Origin of the sequence: Flavobacterium saliperosum (assembly GCF_900100625.1) — a bacterium.
GTDB classification, from domain to species: domain Bacteria; phylum Bacteroidota; class Bacteroidia; order Flavobacteriales; family Flavobacteriaceae; genus Flavobacterium; species Flavobacterium saliperosum.
Window position 1 is genome coordinate 551,250 of the sequence record NZ_FMTY01000002.1, and the last position, 16,041, is coordinate 567,290.

A 16,041-nucleotide genomic window follows, 5' to 3' on the forward strand; every position below is an offset into this window, starting at 1 on the left:
CAGATATGAAAAAACTAGCTTTTTTAGCAACATTACTTTTTTTTCAGTTCACTAATGCTCAGGATTCCACTGCGGTGGAAACGATAAGTCCTATTACGCTCAAAAAAAACGAAATTAAATTTGATGTGCTTTCTTTAATTGCGCGATCGCGAATCCATGTTAGTTACGAACGTTTCCTAAACAAAGATTTTGCAATAGGATTAAGCGGAAGTCTGACAAAAAGCAGTAAAAAAGAAGAAGATTTTGAAAACGGCTTCAATAAAACGTTGTCGCAATATGAAATAAATCCTTTTGTTCGTTATTCGTTGTCCAAAAGCGCAGTAAGCTATTATTTTATCGAAGGTTTTGTTTCTGTAAATGGTGGTAAATATAAAGAATTGAAGCGCTTGGAAGAAAATGGTTTCGGATATTGGGAAGCGGTGGAAAATAATTACACTGATTTAGCTGTTGGAGGTGCCTTAGGATACAAATTATACATCAAGGAAAAATTCGGAATCGAATTATTCGTGGGAGTGGGACAAAATATTTTAAACACAGATGTTAGTCCGAAATATGTTCAACGCGTTGGGGCTAATTTTGGATACCGATTTTAAATAAAACACAACAATGAAAACAATAAAACTATATTTAATAGCTGTTTTGGGGATACTATCCTTAGTATCGTGCAAAAATGATGATGAATTTTACAATGCCGTTTACATCTCGGTTCCCAATTTAATAACCATTGATACTCCGGGAAGTTACGCCGTGGGAGACAATGTGGCTTTTCATACCGATTTCTCAAGATATCAGGACGAAAATGGATTAAGTACCCAGTTGGATATCTATATAACAAGTCAGGCTGAATCGTTCGGATTCGCATACCGACTTGAAAAAGAAACCGCACCCGATGTTTGGACTTCCATTTTACTAAATGAAGACGAATACAGTGTTGCCGAAGCCGTTTATCAATCCGGAACAATGACTTACAAATGCGATAAAGCCATTGCGTTAACTTCTGCAGGAGAATACCGTTTAAGTTTTGGCGAAAGTTATACCGGGAACCAGTCTACGGATTTGATTTCCAGAAATCCATCAAATAAAACATCGGTAAGAATCACCACCAATGCAAACAGTTTGGATGCACAAGGTTATTATTATTTCACGGTAAACTAATACTGTAAAACAAAATATCATGAAAAATCCACCTATTTGGGTGGATTTTTATTACCAGAGAATTTCTTCTTTCCCTTTTTCTTTCAGAAAGGCATTGGTTTTGACAAAGTGATTGTTTCCAAACCAAAAACCGCGATTGGCACTCAATGGCGACGGATGCCCCGACTCCAGAACCAAATGCTTAGTTCGATCAATTTTAGAACCTTTTTTAATAGCGAACCCACCCCAAAGCAGAAAAACAACATTCTCTTTTGTATCCGAGATTTGCTGAATCACCGCATCGGTAAATAAATTCCATTTCAGGTGCTTATGACTGTTAGCCAAATCCTTACGAACCGACAAACTGGCATTTAAAAGCAATATTCCCTGATCTGCCCAACGTTCCAGATTTCCCGAAGTGGGAAAAAACACACGATCAAATTCGTTGTTGATTTCCGTAAAAATATTCTTCAATGAAGGAGGAATTGCCACGCCATCATTTACCGAAAAACACAAGCCGTTGGCCTCTCCATCGCCGTGGTAAGGATCCTGACCGATAATCACAACCTTGACGTCATCAAAAGCACAATGCCTAAACGCATTAAAAATCAATTCCTTTGGAGGAAAACAAGTGCCGTTCTGATATTCTTCTTCAACAGAATTCACCAGTTTTGCAAAATAGTCTTTGCCGGATTCGGAATCAAAAAACGGCTTCCAGGAAGAATGTATGTTTTCGGTGAACATTTGCTAATTTTTTACAAATATAAACACTTTGATTCTTCACTACTTTGTAACTTTGATGCTTTGATACTATAAAATGATTTCCATTACTACCAAGACATTACAGGATTTAGAATTCAATACGGTTTTAGAAACCATCGCCACACTTTGCAATACCGAAATCGGGAAGCAGAAAGCGATGATGATAACACCTTTCAGCAATAAGGAAACGTTGATGGATGCTTTGCAGCAAACGTCGGAGTATGTTTCTTCCTATACCAATAACAATGCGATTCCGAATCATTATTTCGATGAAATCACCAACGAACTGAAGTTTCTTGCCATAGAAGACAGTTTTCTGGAAGTGAGCAGTTTCCGAAAAATTGCCACCCTATCCGAAACCACGAATAACTTATTGGTTTTCCTTAAAAAATTTGAAGATTACTATCCCAAATTAAGTGAAAAAGCATCCGAAGTCGAGCTAACGAAATTCATCATTCAGAAAGTGGATGAAGTTGTGGATAAGTATGGCGAAATTAAAGACAACGCCTCTCCTGCATTAGTGGAAATCCGAAAAAGTATGAATCTGGTTCGCGGTAAGATCAACCAAAGCTTCGGAATGGCCTTATCGAGCTATAACAGCTTGGGCTATCTGGACGATATTCGGGAAACTATTGTGGATAATCGCAGGGTTTTGGCTGTTTTGGCCATGTACCGTAGAAAAGTAAAAGGGACAATTCTGGGAAACTCGAAAACAGGAAGTATTACCTATATTGAACCGGAAGCCACGATGCGCTATTCCCGTGAATTAGGTAATCTGGAATACGAAGAAAAAGAAGAAATCACCCGAATTCTGAAACAGTTAACCAATGCAATCCGTCCGTATTTAGAACTTTTAAAACAATATCAGGATTTCCTTAGCGATATTGACGTCATTGCCGGAAAAGCGCGTTATGCCAATAAAATCAATGGTATTTTACCGCATATTACCGATGAGAAGCACTTGTTTTTTAGAGACGCTTTCCATCCTATTTTGCTTTTAAACAATAATGCCAAAAACACCAAGACGTATCCCCAAACGATAGAATTACAAAATGATAGTCGGATTATCGTGATTTCCGGTCCGAATGCCGGTGGAAAAAGTATCACGTTAAAAACGATTGGTTTATTACAATTGATGTTGCAAAGCGGCATGCTGATTCCGGTTCATGAGCGCAGTGAAACGTTTTTATTTGACAGAATCCTGACCGATATCGGAGACAACCAATCTATTGAAAATCACTTAAGTACCTATAGCTACCGATTAAAAAACATGAACTACTTTTTGAAAAAATGCAATTCAAAAACCCTGTTCTTGATTGATGAATTCGGTACGGGTTCCGATCCTGAATTGGGTGGCGCCTTGGCGGAAGTCTTTCTGGAGGAATTCTATGAACGCGAAGCTTTCGGAATCATTACGACACATTATACCAATTTAAAAATACTGGCAAACGAATTGCCTTTCGCCATTAATGCCAACATGCTTTTCGACGAAAAATCGCTGGAACCAATGTACAAACTGCACTTGGGTCAGGCCGGAAGTTCTTTTACGTTTGAAGTGGCGCAGAAAAACGGCATCCCCTTCGGATTGATTAATCGGGCGAAAAAGAAAATCGAGGGCGATAAAGTACGCTTTGACAAAACCATTGCGAATCTTCAGAAAGAACGCTCCAAAATGGAAAAAACCTCTCAAAATCTGAAAGAAGAAGAAACCCGAGCCCGGGAAGAAAGCAAAAAAATGGAAAGTATCAACACTAAAATTCAGCAGAAACTGGAAAGTTATCAGGAATTGTATGATGCCAACCAGCGTTTGATATATATAGGACAGAAAGTAGACGATATTTCAGAAAAATATTTCAATAACAAGAATAAGAAAGACTTAATCGGTGAGTTTTTGAAAATGGTCGAAATTGAAAACTCGAAGCGAAAAAAAGTCAGTGCCAAAGAGAAAAAAGTCAAAGAAGTTGTTGAAAAACAAATCGTTGAAGAAGTAAAAGTAAAGGTGGAAGAAATCCGTAAGGAAAAGAAAGAGAAAAAAGTAAAAGCACAGAAAGAAGAAGCCAATAAACCCAAAATTCCATTAAAAGTTGGTGATCGCGTTCGCATGATTGACGGAAAGGCTGTAGGAAGCATCGATGTGATTGAAAAAAACAAAGCAACAGTGAATTATGGCATTTTCACTTCTAAAGTAGCTTTGGACAGTTTGGAATTAGTAGAAAGAATGAAATAATATGAACCTACCTGAAAATAAAAAAATAGTATTGTTCGATGGGGTTTGCAACTTATGCGATGCCACAGTGCAACAACTTATCAAGAAAGATAAAAAGGACATATTTCGTTTCGTGGCACTGCAATCGGATTTAGGAAAAGAGATTGTAAAATATATCGGAATAGACACTTCAAAGACCGACAGTATTGTTTTATACGAACCAGGAAAAGCCTATCACATTAAAGCTGAAGCTGCCCTTGAAATAGCCAAAAGCATCGGAGGTTTGTATGCTTTGTTAGGGATTTTTTCCGTATTTCCCAATTGGATAAAAAATTCAGTTTATGATTTTGTTGCTAAAAACCGCTACAAATGGTATGGTAAAAAAGAGCGTTGCATGATTCCTACTCCGGAGTTAAAAGCTAAATTTTTAGAATAAAAAAAAGCCCTGAAATTCAGGGCTTTTTTATGATTAAGAAATCTTAGTTCTTAATTATTTTTTTGGTTGCAACACCTTCATTCGTGTCAATATTCATAAAATATACCCCGGCGTTTAATTCCGACACATTAATTTGAGTTTCCGTAACTCCGTTATAATTCAATGATTTAACTGTTCTTCCGTTGATATCCGATATGGACACTTTGTTGATTTGAATACTTCCGTTATTAGAAACCGTTACTAAATTGTTAGCTGGATTCGGGTAAACTGAAAATTTGGAAGAAACAAAATCATCCGTGGATAACGTTGTAGCAGTCACTTTGAAATCGTCAATCATTAACATGTATCGGTCTGAACCAACATTACGTATACCGATTCTGATGGTCTGCCCGTTATATGCATTTAATGCCTGCGTTCTCTCTAACCAAGTTAAATAATTAGTAACCGAGACATGTGGAATTGTTGAAATTATTGTAAAATCCGACCCTTGTGTTGGAGTGCCACTACCTACATATACTCCTACCAGAAAACGTTCGTCTCCATAGCAGTCAGACAGCCCTTTGTAATAAAAACTTAACTGCGTACCCGTTGCTCCAACCAAACTGATTGGCGGACTGATTAACCAGTCATTGTTTGCCGTAGCAGTTTGACCGTTTGAAGATGGAACTCCAGCCCATGACGCCGCATATTTTGCTCCGGTTCTTGGGTTAAAATTGCTGTTTTCGGTGGATGCTGAACAACCGGCACTTGAATTAGTCACCAAGGCTGTGGTAGGATTAAAAATCTGGAAAGCCTGCGGTGCGCCGGCATTGGCCCACGTTGGGGTATCGGCTCCACCGGTATAGGTATTCAGCAAATCCAAATCAAGAGTTTGCCATTGACCAAATCCGGTAATCAAAAAATCATTATAAGTATCAAAACTATCTTCAAAAACCGTAATTTGAGAAAATCCTAATGAAGATACAAACAAAGAAGATAAAAGTAAAAATCTTTTCATAAACTTAAATTTTAATATTTATCCTATAAATTTATAAAATATTTTTAATTATCTCATATATTTTTAACTTTATTTAGCAATAAATAAAAATCCGCAATAACCATCGCAGCCATTGCCTCTACAATAGGAACAGCTCTTGGCACAACACATGGGTCATGTCTTCCTTTTCCCTGTTGTTCAATTATTCTTCCCTGATTATCAAGAACATCCTGCTTTTGGATTAATGTCGCGACAGGTTTGAATGCTACCCTGAAATAAATATCCATTCCGTTGGAAATTCCGCCCTGAATTCCGCCGGAAAGATTCGATTTTGTTGTTCCGTCAGGATTGTATAAATCATTATGTTCACTCCCTTTCATTTTGGCACCACAAAATCCGCTTCCGTATTCAAATCCTTTTACAGCATTAATGGAAAGCATTGCTTTACCCAATTCGGCATGAAGCTTGTCGAAAACCGGTTCTCCTAATCCGATTGGGACATTCTGAATCACACAAGTAACCGTTCCACCAACCGTATCGCCCTCTTTTCGGATTGTTTTGATGTACTCTTCCATTTTGGCAGCCGTAGCCAAATCGGGACAACGCACCGGATTGCTTTCCGTTAAAGAAAAATCCAGATCCTGATAAGGTTTATCGATAAATAGTTCCCCTACAGAAGATACAAATGCATTAATTTTTATATCCGGAATAATATGCTTGGCAATAGCGCCCGCCACTACCCGACTGGCCGTTTCTCTTGCCGAACTTCTTCCACCACCGCGATAATCCCTTATGCCGTACTTTTTTTCGTAAACATAATCGGCATGACTGGGACGATATGTGTTTTGTATATGGGAGTAATCGTCTGATTTCTGATTCGTATTCGGAATAACGAATCCGATTGGTGTTCCGGTTGTTTTTCCTTCAAAAATTCCGGAAAGAAACTGAACTTCATCGGCCTCTTTTCGCTGGGTCACGATAGCGGACTGACCGGGTTTCCTGCGTTCCATTTCATTCTGAATCGCCTCAAAATCAAGTTCAATTCCAGGGGGACAGCCATCAATAATTCCGCCTAAAGCCTCACCGTGTGATTCTCCGAAAGTCATCACCTTAAATATGTTTCCAAAGGTATTTCCAGCCATGATATGTCTTCTTTTTAACAAATGTAAGTTTTTTTCGAGACGCATTTTAAAATCAAAGCGCTCTTTTATTTACAGATCGATTATTCCTTAATTTTTAAATAACATTTAATTCATGTTCAATTTGTTGTTTTGAAATAAAATTATGCAATTGAAAAAACGATTGGTTGAAATAGTAGTGATTTCAGATGTGCATCTCGGCACTTATGGCTGCCACGCCAATGAAATACTGGAATATTTTAAATCCATAAAGCCTAAAATTCTGATTCTCAACGGCGATATCATAGATATTTGGCAATTCAGAAAATCTTACTTTCCAAAATCACATCTGAAAGTCATCAAAAAGATTCTTGATTTCACTTCCAAAGGAACTAAGGTGTATTATATCACCGGAAATCACGATGAGATGTTGCGAAAATTCAGCGATACCAAAATGGGTAATTTTTCCATATCGGATAAATTGGTTTTGGAACTGGATGGAAAAAAGGCCTGGTTTTTTCATGGTGATATCTTTGACAACTCGGTACATCATGCCAAATGGATTGCCAAGCTGGGCGGAATCGGGTATGATTATCTGATTTTACTGAACCGGGTTATAAACTGGTGTCTGATTAAAATGGGAAAAGAACCGTATTCACTTTCCAAAAAAGTAAAAGCGAGCGTAAAAAAAGCCGTAAAATTTATTTCCGATTTTGAAACTACCGCAACTGACTTGGCCATTGACAACAACTATGATTATGTGGTATGCGGCCATATTCATGAACCAAAAATAGAAGAACGCAGCAATAAAAAAGGCGCCACAACGTACCTTAATTCGGGAGATTGGATTGAAAATTTGACCGCTTTGGAATACAACAAAAAAAGATGGAAACTCTATCGTCATGAAAAAATAAGTACCATAGATGAAGAAAAAGAGTATTTTGAATTTGAAGAAAAACTATGCGAACAACTTATATTATAAAATATTTTAAAAAAAAAATAAAGATAATTTAATTTTTAGTATATTAGCGCAACTAATCAACCAATAAAAAAATGAAAAACAAATTCTACCTACTAACTGTTGCTTTCAGTGTTTTGTTTATTTCCTGTTCTTCCGATGATTCCAACGGAGGTAGTGGTTCGACACCCGACACCAATTTTTCAATCCCATTATCCAACGGAAAATACTGGACCTATGATGTTGTTGCGCAAGCGGGTAATTCGAGAGATTCGTTATACATTTCTGGGGATTCCATTATCGGAAGTAACACCTACAAAAGATTTGAAGTGAAAAATGATATCGCTACCGGCTTCTATTCGTCTTCGTTAAGAAACAATGGTGTTAGGGAATCGGATAATAAATTATTGCTTACCGGCGATTTGTCACTGGCTTCAGGTCAACAACTGCCTATCGATTTGGACGTGTCGCTTATCGATTTTATCATTTTCAAAAAAGGCGCCACTTTAGACGAGCTTCTATCCACCAAAACAGGTACGATACAACAAACCGTTCAGGGATTTCCGCTAACAATCAATTATTCCTTAAAATCGAAAGGCGGGGAAAGTATTCCTAACTATACTTCTCCTAACGGGGATATTTATACAAATGTGAGAACATCAAAAATTCTATTAAACGCATCCATTACAACGGTTCAGGATTTTAACGGATTTCCGGTAACGATTACGATTTTATCCGATCAGCAAATTTTGGCTTCCACACAGTATATCGCTAACAATATCGGTGTAGTTTATACCAATACGGTTACGACATATACTATAAATCAGACTATTGCAGACCAATTTGGAATTCCGGCATCAGACACACAAACGCAGGAAGAATTTCTGGATACGCACAATTAAAAAAAAAAATTACGCCTCAATACAATAAATTCGAAGTGTTAAAGTTTTCCATTTTGTACTAAACCTTAAAAAGGTTAGGTTTATATTTGTTAAATAAAAATCATTACATGAGGAAATTAATTTTATCAGCTGTTGTGTTAATCGGATTAGCATTCAGCGCACAGGCTCAAGACAAAAAGAACGCAATTGGATTACGTTTAGGAGATAACGATGGCTTTGGTGGTGAAGTTTCTTACCAAAGATGGATTTCACAAAAGAACCGTCTTGAATTTGATTTGGGATGGAGAGATACTAAACATTATGATGCAGCCAAATTAATTGGTATCTATCAATGGGTATGGGATATCGATAATGGATTTAAGTGGTATGCAGGCCCTGGTGCAGGTGTTGGTAGCTGGCGTTCCCAGCTTTACAACAATGGAAATGATTACTATTATGATGAATCAGGAGTGTTTTTAGTGGCTACCGGTGATATTGGTATCGAATATAACTTTGATATTCCACTTCAAATTTCATTGGATTTCCGACCAGAAATTTACATCAGCTCGGATTATAACACCATCAGAGACGACAGTTTCGGACCCGATTTTGGTTTGAGTGTCAGATACAAATTCTAATAAAAAAAGTCCCGATTTATATCGGGACTTTTTTTATTTATATTTTTCAATAGCGCGCAGGTAGAGATTCTCATACAACGGCATAATTTTCAGAATGTCAAATTCTTTGGCCAATGCTAAAGCATTTTTCTTGAATTTCAGTAATTCCGCATCATCAGATAAGATGGAAATAGCGTGTTGGGCCATATCCTCCACATCACCCACATCGCTCAAATAACCGGAATATCCTTGTTTGTTTACTTCGGGAAGTCCTCCGGAATTACTCGAAATCACCGGAACACCACAAGCCATAGCTTCCAAAGCTGCCAGACCGAAACTCTCCGTTTCCGAAGGCAACAAAAACAAATCGGAATAACTCAGGATTTTATCAATTTCATTACTGTTTCCGAAAAAGATCACCTTATCGTTAATCTTTAAATCGTCACACATTCGTTCTGCAATTTCACGTTCCGGACCTTCTCCCACCATCATTAGTTTGGAAGGAATCTGTTTCTGGATTTCGTTAAATATTTTTATCACATCCGGAATTCGCTTCACTTTTCTGAAATTACTGATGTGCGTAATTATTTTCTGATCCTGTGTGGCCATTAATGAACGGTGACAACTCGAATTTTCATCAATTTTATTTTTATCGATTTCAATGAAATTCGGAATCACTTCAATTTCTTTTTTAACATCAAACAAACGATACGTTTCCTCTTTTAAACTTTGCGATACTGAAGTAACGTAATCGGATTTATTAATACTGAAAGTAACCGCCGGTTTATAAAACGGATGGTTACCCACCAGTGTAATATCGGTTCCGTGCAAAGTGGTAATCATCGGGAGTTTAATTCCTTCACTTTTAAGCATTTGTTTGGCCATATAACCCGCATAGGCATGCGGAATAGCATAATGCACGTGTAAAACCTCAATTTTGTGAAGCTTCACCATATCTACCAGTTTACTGGACAAGGCCAATTCATAAGGCTGATAATGAAACAAAGGATATTCGGGTACGTGTACTTCGTGATAATGAATGTTCGGGTTCAAAAGTGCCAATCGAACCGGTTGGCTATAGGTGATAAAATGCACTTCATGACCGCGACGGGCGAGTTCTAAACCTAATTCAGTCGCTACAACACCACTCCCTCCAAAGGTTGGATAACATACAATTGCAATCTTCATTTTTTTGTTTTAGGTAACTACTAAAGTAAACTAAAAAAGTAAGGCAAACCCTTACTTTTAGATAATATTAACGTTGTTTTGAATTCGTATTTAAAACCGCTTCGTATTTTGAAATCCAGTCTTCCACCGTTATTTTCTGAAATAATTCTCCCAATAAATCAAACGGAATCTGGTCCATTTTTTTAAATCGGATACAACTTTTACCCATATCCAATTTTGTTTTCACATGTTTGGGATATTCGGCAGTAAACCAGTTCAGCAATTTTTCATCCATATAAATTCCCATGTGATACACCGCAATAAAATTCTTTTGCGAAGCGACACTTAAAAAGGGTAACGGTAATTTCGGATCACAATGATATCCGTTTGGATAAGTAGAATGTGGTACGACATAACATAACATTCCGTATCCTATGGTTTCCTGAAATCCCGTCGGTAAATTTTCTGAAATCACGGAGCGTAACTTTTGCATAGCCGCTTTTCGCTCTTCCGGTAATGAATCAATATATTCCTGTGGTGTTTTTGCTGTAGATTGCATAAAATAAATTTCCTCTAAAATAAAAAATTATTTCATTATGGCTTCATAAATTACCTTCTGAATATCTTCCCTGATATTTTCTTTCGATAATTTATTAACCGATGCATCCGGGAACGTTCTGTTGGACAGGAAAACATAGACTAAATCTTCCTGAGGATCCGCCCAGGCGATGGTTCCGGTAAATCCGGTATGTCCGAAACTCGTCATGGAAGCACAACCACATGTTGGTCCGCCTTCTCCGTTTAATTGTGGTTTATCGAATCCCATACCGCGACGGTTCCCTACATTGCAATAGGCGCAGTCATTGAAAATGGCAAAGGTCTTATCCGAAAAATATTCCTTATCCCCGTAATGTCCTTTTTGAAGGTACATCTGCATCATTTTGGCCACATCCATCGCGTTGGAAAACAATCCGGCATGCCCGCCTACTCCATCCTGCATCGCTGCAGCCATATCATGAACGTAGCCCTGCACTTTTGTGTGTCGGAAATAGTTGTCTTTTTCCGTCGGAGGAATGACGCTCATATCCATTTTTCGAAGCGGATTGTAAGTCATGGTACTCATTCCCATCGGTTTGTAGAAATTATTATAACTGATAAAATCCAAGGAACGATGCGTAGCTTTCTCCAGATATTCTTTCAGAATTATGAATGTGAAATCACTGTATTTGTATTGTTTTTTAGGAAGCAGTTTACTTTCGGCAATACGCTTCATTATGGTGTCATTGTAGTCTTTTCTCAGAAACAGGTTTTCTGAAACCTGCAACGGGAATTCCGCCGAATACGTTTTTCTGTAATATTTTTTAGAAGGATGTTTCGTGCTGTCTAAAGTCGACTGATAAAACGGAATCCAAGCCTGTAAACCGGCCTGATGGGCCAATAATTCTTTTAAATGAATATCTTTTTTATCCGTTTTGGCAAAAATCGGCAACATATCGCCCAACTTAGTATCCATTTTAATCTTATGCTTATCGTAAAGCTGCATCAAACTTGGCAAAGTGGATAATATTTTCGTTAACGATGCGACATCATACACATCCTGATTGGTCACTTTTGTGTCTTTATTGTATTCGTAATATCCGAAGGATTTCTGATAGAACACTTTTCCCTTTCTAGCCACAAGAATTTGCATTCCCGGTGTCATTTTACCATCAATGGCTTTCTGTGCCAGAGCATCAATCTTAGCTAAAATTTTCGGATTCATGCCAACACTTTGTGGTGTGGAAAAAGACAGGATATTATTGGTTTTAACGGTTCTCAATCCGTCATCGACTTTAAAGAAATTGTTAATGGAAACCGGAATTTTCCCTTTGGCAGCAACACCTCCGAAAATAATTTCGGCAGCAACCGTTTGCGCGATATCATTATTCTGATACGCCAAAACCACATTTTCAATATTTCCGAAATACTGAATTGGTAATAAGGTATATGGTTTTGCAAAAACACTCAAAACAACATTATTATGTCTTGAAATGGAATCCAAAAGTACTAGTTCCCTGGTTTCGAAATTATGTTTTTTCCAGGCACCATCAGCTTTATGAAAACCTACTATTACTTTTGAATAGCCTTTCAGTTTTTCGAGCATGAGATGAATACTGTCCAAATCAACTTCGGTAACCGGCGCATAACTTCTCAGCGTATTCAAAAAGGCCTGATTTTTATCGTCGCCCAATTTTACGTAGGCAATTTTTTCATTCTGAATGTCCTTTATCGGAAAACGATGCTCTTCCTTCTTCAATACTGTTACGGCATTTTCATACAGTTGATAATTCAAATCTTCGTAGTCCGGTGCATTGAGATCTTCGTATAAATTATTCAGATCAATCGGTTTGTAATTTCCTAAACCAACCTTGTATTTGTATTTCAGGATTTTTTTAACCGAATGTTCCAAACGTGCATCCGTAAATAAAGTATCGTTATAAGCCTGACAGAATTTCTCCACGGCTACAGGCACATTTTCGGCAAAAAGCAAGATGTCGTTTCCTGCTAAAAAAGCTTCCAGGTCAATATCGCCGGGTTGTTTGAAATTACTGGCCCCTTTCATGTTTAGTGCGTCGGTAAATATCAACCCTTCGAAACCTAACTCTTTCTGCAAAATATTGGTAACGACATTATAGGAAATCGACGTTGGATATCCTTCTCTGGGTTCAACACTTGGTACGTTTAAATGTGCCACCATAACGCTGGCCAACCCTTCGCTGAAAAGTTTTTTGTACGGGTGAAATTCCACTTCATTGAAACGTTCTTTCGAAAAATTCACGAACGGTAAGGTATGATGGGAATCGGTTGCGGTATCACCATGTCCGGGAAAATGTTTTCCGGTGGCAAAAACCCCTTCACTTTGAATTCCTTTCATCAAAGCCAGTGCCCTTTCCGTCACATTTTCTTTGTTTTCACCAAAAGAACGATTACCGATAATAGGATTTGATGGGTTTGTATTGATGTCTAAAACCGGAGCGAAATTAAAATGAAGCCCCATTCTTTTTGTCTGTTTAGCCATTTGCTTTCCCATTTTTTCAATGAGTTTCATATCTTGAACAGCACCTAAAGTCATGTTCCAAGGGTAGCGATAGGTCGAATCCAGTCGCATGCTTAACCCCCACTCGGCATCTATCCCAACAAATAAAGGAATTTTTGATTTCGACTGGTATTTATTGGTCAACTTCGCCTGACGCACGGGTCCGCCCTGAAAAAAGATTACCCCTCCGATTTTATACTCTTCCACCAGTTTTTCAATCGACTTTACATGCACCGAATCCTTATTGGAATAAGCGGCTACCATAAAAAGCTGACCTACCTTTTCTTCAAAAGTAAGCTGATTGTAAATACTGTCGACCCAAATTTTTTCTCTGGCCAAAGAATGATTGTTGAAAAACTTTTCATTTTGGGCAAAAGTAAACTGGCCTATAAGGAAAACTGTAAAAAGGAAATATCTCATTTAAAACTACTTGGGAATTATCAAATTCGGTTCAATTGAATTTAAATTTTTCAGAAAAATCGGTTATGCCAACTCTCTATAGCCGGAACCTCCCAAAAATCCTGCCATTCTCCTATTGTATTCACCAAATTATTAAAAACAATGGTATTTTCGGAAACGGCTTTTTCTTTGGCCATTTTTTTGAAATCAATCAGTGTTTTGTAGGCTATATGTTCTCCTAATTTAAAGGTAACGTTCATTTTATCCAACAAATCGACTCCGTATTTTTTCTCCAGACCCTGAATAAACACTACAGAGGAATCTATGGAACATCCCGATGCCGGCTGAAGCGACTGATCTATGGCTATGATTATGAACCTGTTGTATTTTGTCACAAAGGAAGCATGAAGTCCGGCCCCGTGAGCAGACCATTCTTCAATGAAGTCTTTCAACGACGCCTCTATTTCGGTTATTTCCTCATCGGAAAATTTTCTGTTGGATTGGTAAATCCAAATTCTGGATTCTTCGGGAAGGGTATCAAATTCTACGTACATAATTTTCAAGTATACCACAAAAATAGCCTTTTAGATTTAGATTGCCGAAATCTTAAAACTATTTTAGCATAAAAAAACCACTATATCTCGAAGATACAGTGGTTCATGCCACAAAAATAACTAACCCCTTATTTTTTATCAATCTCTAATACTGATAACAATCCATTTTGATGATGAGCCATCATAAACTAATTCTACTGTTCCAATTCCTGAAGTAGATGTGGAGGAACCTATCGTATCAATATTGTTTATAGGTACTGACGAAATCAAATGATCCATTTTCATGTTGACTGGTGAAGAGTTGTATAAAATTATATGTCTTCCGTCGGTACCGCCTTGAATTCCTTTGATAGAAAAGTTATGTGCTGAACCATAAATTCTAAAAATAACTACTCCGTCATTGGCGCCTTCCAGTTGTAAATCCAAATTGTCAAATGCCTGATTTGAAAATGTTGTTGTCAGCCGAATTGCTGCCACCTTGTAACTTGAGTTGTCTCCGTCCCCTGCACTTAATTCATTATCAACCAATGACAGGTTTCTTCCAACTTTGATATCGCCAACAATTCCAGAATCACAAGTTCCTGCCAACTTTGTTGTTTGGGTTGTGTTATCAGTGCTTGTAATGCGCATCGTTCCCTGAACATGCAATGTGGATAATGGATTTGTCGTTCCGATTCCCACTTGGGCATAACCCAGCTGGAAAAACAGTAATGTAGCCACACATACTGCTTTTAATGTGTAATTTTTTATCATGACCCCTTGTTTTTAATTGTAGAGCCAAGTTAATTTTTCAATAAAAAAGAATTAAAATAATCCGTTGAAATGCTTTAAAAATTGATAAAAAACATCAAAATCGACGAAAAAACAATTTAAATCGACGAAAATTCTCAATAAAAAAGTCCGTAATTCAATTACGGACTTTCCTGTTTTTAATCTGAAACTATTTTATAAGTCTTGAGCAGTAGCAATCAATTCTGCCACATCCATAACTTTAACGGATCCTTCTTTTTCTTTGAACTTGATACCGTCCGTTAACATGGTATTACAGAAAGGACAACCTGCTGCGATAATATCCGGTTGGGTTTCCAAAGCATCTTCTGTTCGTTCCACATTAATATCTTTGTTTCCTTTCTCCGGTTCTTTAAACATCTGGGCACCACCGGCTCCACAACACAAACCGTTTTTCTTGGAGCGTTTCATTTCCACCAATTCGGCATCTAATTTCAGAATCAAATCCCGTGGCGCTTCATATACATTATTGGCACGTCCTAAATAACAAGGATCGTGGAAAGTGATTTTCTTCCCTTTAAACTGACCGCCTTCAATAGACAAACGACCTTCGTCCAATAATGATTTCAGGAATTCGGTGTGGTGCACGACTTCGTACTTTCCGCCCAATTCGGGGTATTCGTTTTTAATGGTATTGAAACAATGCGGACAAGCCGTTACGATTTTTTTAATTTCGTAAGCATTCATCACTTCAATATTTGTCATCGCCTGCATTTGGAACAAAAACTCGTTTCCGGCGCGTTTTGCAGGATCTCCGGTACAACTCTCTTCGGTACCTAAAACCGCAAACGAAACATTGGCGTGGTTTAAAAGTTTTACAAATGCTTTCGTGATTTTTTTTGCTCTATCATCAAAACTACCCGAACAACCTACCCAAAATAACACATCCGGTTGTTTACCCTGTGCCATCATTTCGGCCATTGTAGGTACAATTAAATTTGCTGACATATCTTTTTATATTAGTTGCA

Annotated in this window: 16 protein-coding genes; 7 read left to right on the forward strand and 9 right to left on the reverse strand. The window is 37.7% G+C overall.

Annotation, left to right across the window (positions count from 1 at the left end; translation table 11 throughout):
- Window positions 1-5 precede the first annotated feature (5 nt).
- Both BLQ05_RS05960 and BLQ05_RS05965 read left to right on the forward strand, forming a co-directional pair.
- Window positions 6-593, forward strand: coding sequence for a DUF3575 domain-containing protein (locus BLQ05_RS05960; protein ID WP_023576799.1), 588 nt, complete (start codon window positions 6-8; stop codon window positions 591-593).
- A 13-nt stretch (window positions 594-606) separates the two neighbouring features.
- On the forward strand, window positions 607-1,155 hold the full coding sequence (locus tag BLQ05_RS05965) for a hypothetical protein (protein WP_023576800.1): 549 nt from the start codon (window positions 607-609) through the stop codon (window positions 1,153-1,155).
- 51 nt (window positions 1,156-1,206) lie between these two features.
- Here the strand turns inward: BLQ05_RS05965 and BLQ05_RS05970 are convergent, their stop codons facing one another.
- Complete coding sequence (locus BLQ05_RS05970; RefSeq protein ID WP_023576801.1) at window positions 1,207-1,878, reverse strand: uracil-DNA glycosylase; 672 nt, start codon at window positions 1,876-1,878, stop codon at window positions 1,207-1,209.
- 73 nt (window positions 1,879-1,951) lie between these two features.
- On the opposite strand from BLQ05_RS05970, the gene BLQ05_RS05975 reads away from it, so the two are divergent.
- Both BLQ05_RS05975 and BLQ05_RS05980 read left to right on the forward strand, forming a co-directional pair.
- Entirely contained in the window at window positions 1,952-4,123 is a 2,172-nt protein-coding gene (locus tag BLQ05_RS05975; protein ID WP_023576802.1) for an endonuclease MutS2, read from the forward strand.
- Between the two features lies 1 nt (window position 4,124).
- Window positions 4,125-4,538 carry a thiol-disulfide oxidoreductase DCC family protein gene (locus BLQ05_RS05980; protein WP_023576803.1) on the forward strand — a complete coding sequence of 138 codons (414 nt, stop codon included), beginning with the start codon at window positions 4,125-4,127 and terminating at the stop codon, window positions 4,536-4,538.
- 43 nt (window positions 4,539-4,581) lie between these two features.
- On the opposite strand, the gene BLQ05_RS05985 is transcribed toward BLQ05_RS05980, so the two are convergent.
- Together BLQ05_RS05985 and aroC are read right to left on the reverse strand one after the other, a co-directional pair.
- On the reverse strand, window positions 4,582-5,535 hold the full coding sequence (locus tag BLQ05_RS05985; protein ID WP_023576804.1) for a T9SS-dependent choice-of-anchor J family protein: 954 nt from the start codon (window positions 5,533-5,535) through the stop codon (window positions 4,582-4,584).
- A gap of 53 nt (window positions 5,536-5,588) precedes the next feature.
- Window positions 5,589-6,656 (reverse strand): chorismate synthase, encoded by a 1,068-nt coding sequence (aroC, locus tag BLQ05_RS05990; protein ID WP_023576805.1) that lies wholly within the window; start codon window positions 6,654-6,656, stop codon window positions 5,589-5,591.
- Window positions 6,657-6,804: 148 nt separating this feature from the next.
- Between aroC and BLQ05_RS05995 the strand changes: the two genes are divergently transcribed.
- The 3 genes from BLQ05_RS05995 (at window position 6,805) to BLQ05_RS06005 (ending at window position 9,109) form a co-directional block, all read left to right on the forward strand.
- Window positions 6,805-7,614, forward strand: a complete 810-nt coding sequence (locus tag BLQ05_RS05995; protein ID WP_035654621.1) for a UDP-2,3-diacylglucosamine diphosphatase — start codon at window positions 6,805-6,807, stop codon at window positions 7,612-7,614.
- A gap of 71 nt (window positions 7,615-7,685) precedes the next feature.
- On the forward strand, window positions 7,686-8,492 hold the full coding sequence (locus BLQ05_RS06000; protein ID WP_023576807.1) for a hypothetical protein: 807 nt from the start codon (window positions 7,686-7,688) through the stop codon (window positions 8,490-8,492).
- Window positions 8,493-8,599: 107 nt separating this feature from the next.
- On the forward strand, window positions 8,600-9,109 hold the full coding sequence (locus tag BLQ05_RS06005) for a hypothetical protein (RefSeq protein WP_023576808.1): 510 nt from the start codon (window positions 8,600-8,602) through the stop codon (window positions 9,107-9,109).
- A gap of 33 nt (window positions 9,110-9,142) precedes the next feature.
- Here the strand turns inward: BLQ05_RS06005 and bshA are convergent, their stop codons facing one another.
- The 6 genes from bshA to BLQ05_RS06035 form a co-directional block, all read right to left on the reverse strand.
- Window positions 9,143-10,276 (reverse strand): N-acetyl-alpha-D-glucosaminyl L-malate synthase BshA, encoded by a 1,134-nt coding sequence (gene bshA, locus BLQ05_RS06010; protein WP_023576809.1) that lies wholly within the window; start codon window positions 10,274-10,276, stop codon window positions 9,143-9,145.
- 67 nt (window positions 10,277-10,343) lie between these two features.
- The gene (locus tag BLQ05_RS06015; RefSeq protein WP_023576810.1) at window positions 10,344-10,814 is read right to left on the reverse strand and encodes a DUF1801 domain-containing protein; all 471 of its coding nucleotides are present in this window, start codon (window positions 10,812-10,814) and stop codon (window positions 10,344-10,346) included.
- Between the two features lie 27 nt (window positions 10,815-10,841).
- Window positions 10,842-13,751, reverse strand: coding sequence for a serine hydrolase domain-containing protein (locus BLQ05_RS06020; protein WP_035654607.1), 2,910 nt, complete (start codon window positions 13,749-13,751; stop codon window positions 10,842-10,844).
- Between the two features lie 50 nt (window positions 13,752-13,801).
- The gene (locus BLQ05_RS06025) at window positions 13,802-14,284 is read right to left on the reverse strand and encodes a hypothetical protein (RefSeq protein WP_023576813.1); all 483 of its coding nucleotides are present in this window, start codon (window positions 14,282-14,284) and stop codon (window positions 13,802-13,804) included.
- Between the two features lie 138 nt (window positions 14,285-14,422).
- On the reverse strand, window positions 14,423-15,037 hold the full coding sequence (locus BLQ05_RS06030) for a hypothetical protein (protein ID WP_023576814.1): 615 nt from the start codon (window positions 15,035-15,037) through the stop codon (window positions 14,423-14,425).
- 192 nt (window positions 15,038-15,229) lie between these two features.
- Entirely contained in the window at window positions 15,230-16,021 is a 792-nt protein-coding gene (locus BLQ05_RS06035; RefSeq protein ID WP_023576815.1) for a (Fe-S)-binding protein, read from the reverse strand.
- Window positions 16,022-16,041 lie beyond the last annotated feature (20 nt).

Bases quoted from the DNA above. Each gene is read 5' to 3' on its own strand.
- BLQ05_RS05960 (WP_023576799.1), top strand. From the start codon at position 6: ATGAAAAAACTAGCTTTTTTAGCAACATTACTTTTTTTTCAGTTCACT.
- BLQ05_RS05965 (WP_023576800.1), top strand. From the start codon at position 607: ATGAAAACAATAAAACTATATTTAATAGCTGTTTTGGGGATACTATCC.
- BLQ05_RS05970 (WP_023576801.1), bottom strand. From the start codon at position 1,878: ATGTTCACCGAAAACATACATTCTTCCTGGAAGCCGTTTTTTGATTCC.
- BLQ05_RS05975 (WP_023576802.1), top strand. From the start codon at position 1,952: ATGATTTCCATTACTACCAAGACATTACAGGATTTAGAATTCAATACG.
- BLQ05_RS05980 (WP_023576803.1), top strand. From the start codon at position 4,125: ATGAACCTACCTGAAAATAAAAAAATAGTATTGTTCGATGGGGTTTGC.
- BLQ05_RS05985 (WP_023576804.1), bottom strand. From the start codon at position 5,535: ATGAAAAGATTTTTACTTTTATCTTCTTTGTTTGTATCTTCATTAGGA.
- aroC (WP_023576805.1), bottom strand. From the start codon at position 6,656: ATGGCTGGAAATACCTTTGGAAACATATTTAAGGTGATGACTTTCGGA.
- BLQ05_RS06000 (WP_023576807.1), top strand. From the start codon at position 7,686: ATGAAAAACAAATTCTACCTACTAACTGTTGCTTTCAGTGTTTTGTTT.
- BLQ05_RS06005 (WP_023576808.1), top strand. From the start codon at position 8,600: ATGAGGAAATTAATTTTATCAGCTGTTGTGTTAATCGGATTAGCATTC.
- bshA (WP_023576809.1), bottom strand. From the start codon at position 10,276: ATGAAGATTGCAATTGTATGTTATCCAACCTTTGGAGGGAGTGGTGTT.
- BLQ05_RS06015 (WP_023576810.1), bottom strand. From the start codon at position 10,814: ATGCAATCTACAGCAAAAACACCACAGGAATATATTGATTCATTACCG.
- BLQ05_RS06020 (WP_035654607.1), bottom strand. From the start codon at position 13,751: ATGAGATATTTCCTTTTTACAGTTTTCCTTATAGGCCAGTTTACTTTT.
- BLQ05_RS06025 (WP_023576813.1), bottom strand. From the start codon at position 14,284: ATGTACGTAGAATTTGATACCCTTCCCGAAGAATCCAGAATTTGGATT.
- BLQ05_RS06030 (WP_023576814.1), bottom strand. From the start codon at position 15,037: ATGATAAAAAATTACACATTAAAAGCAGTATGTGTGGCTACATTACTG.
- BLQ05_RS06035 (WP_023576815.1), bottom strand. From the start codon at position 16,021: ATGTCAGCAAATTTAATTGTACCTACAATGGCCGAAATGATGGCACAG.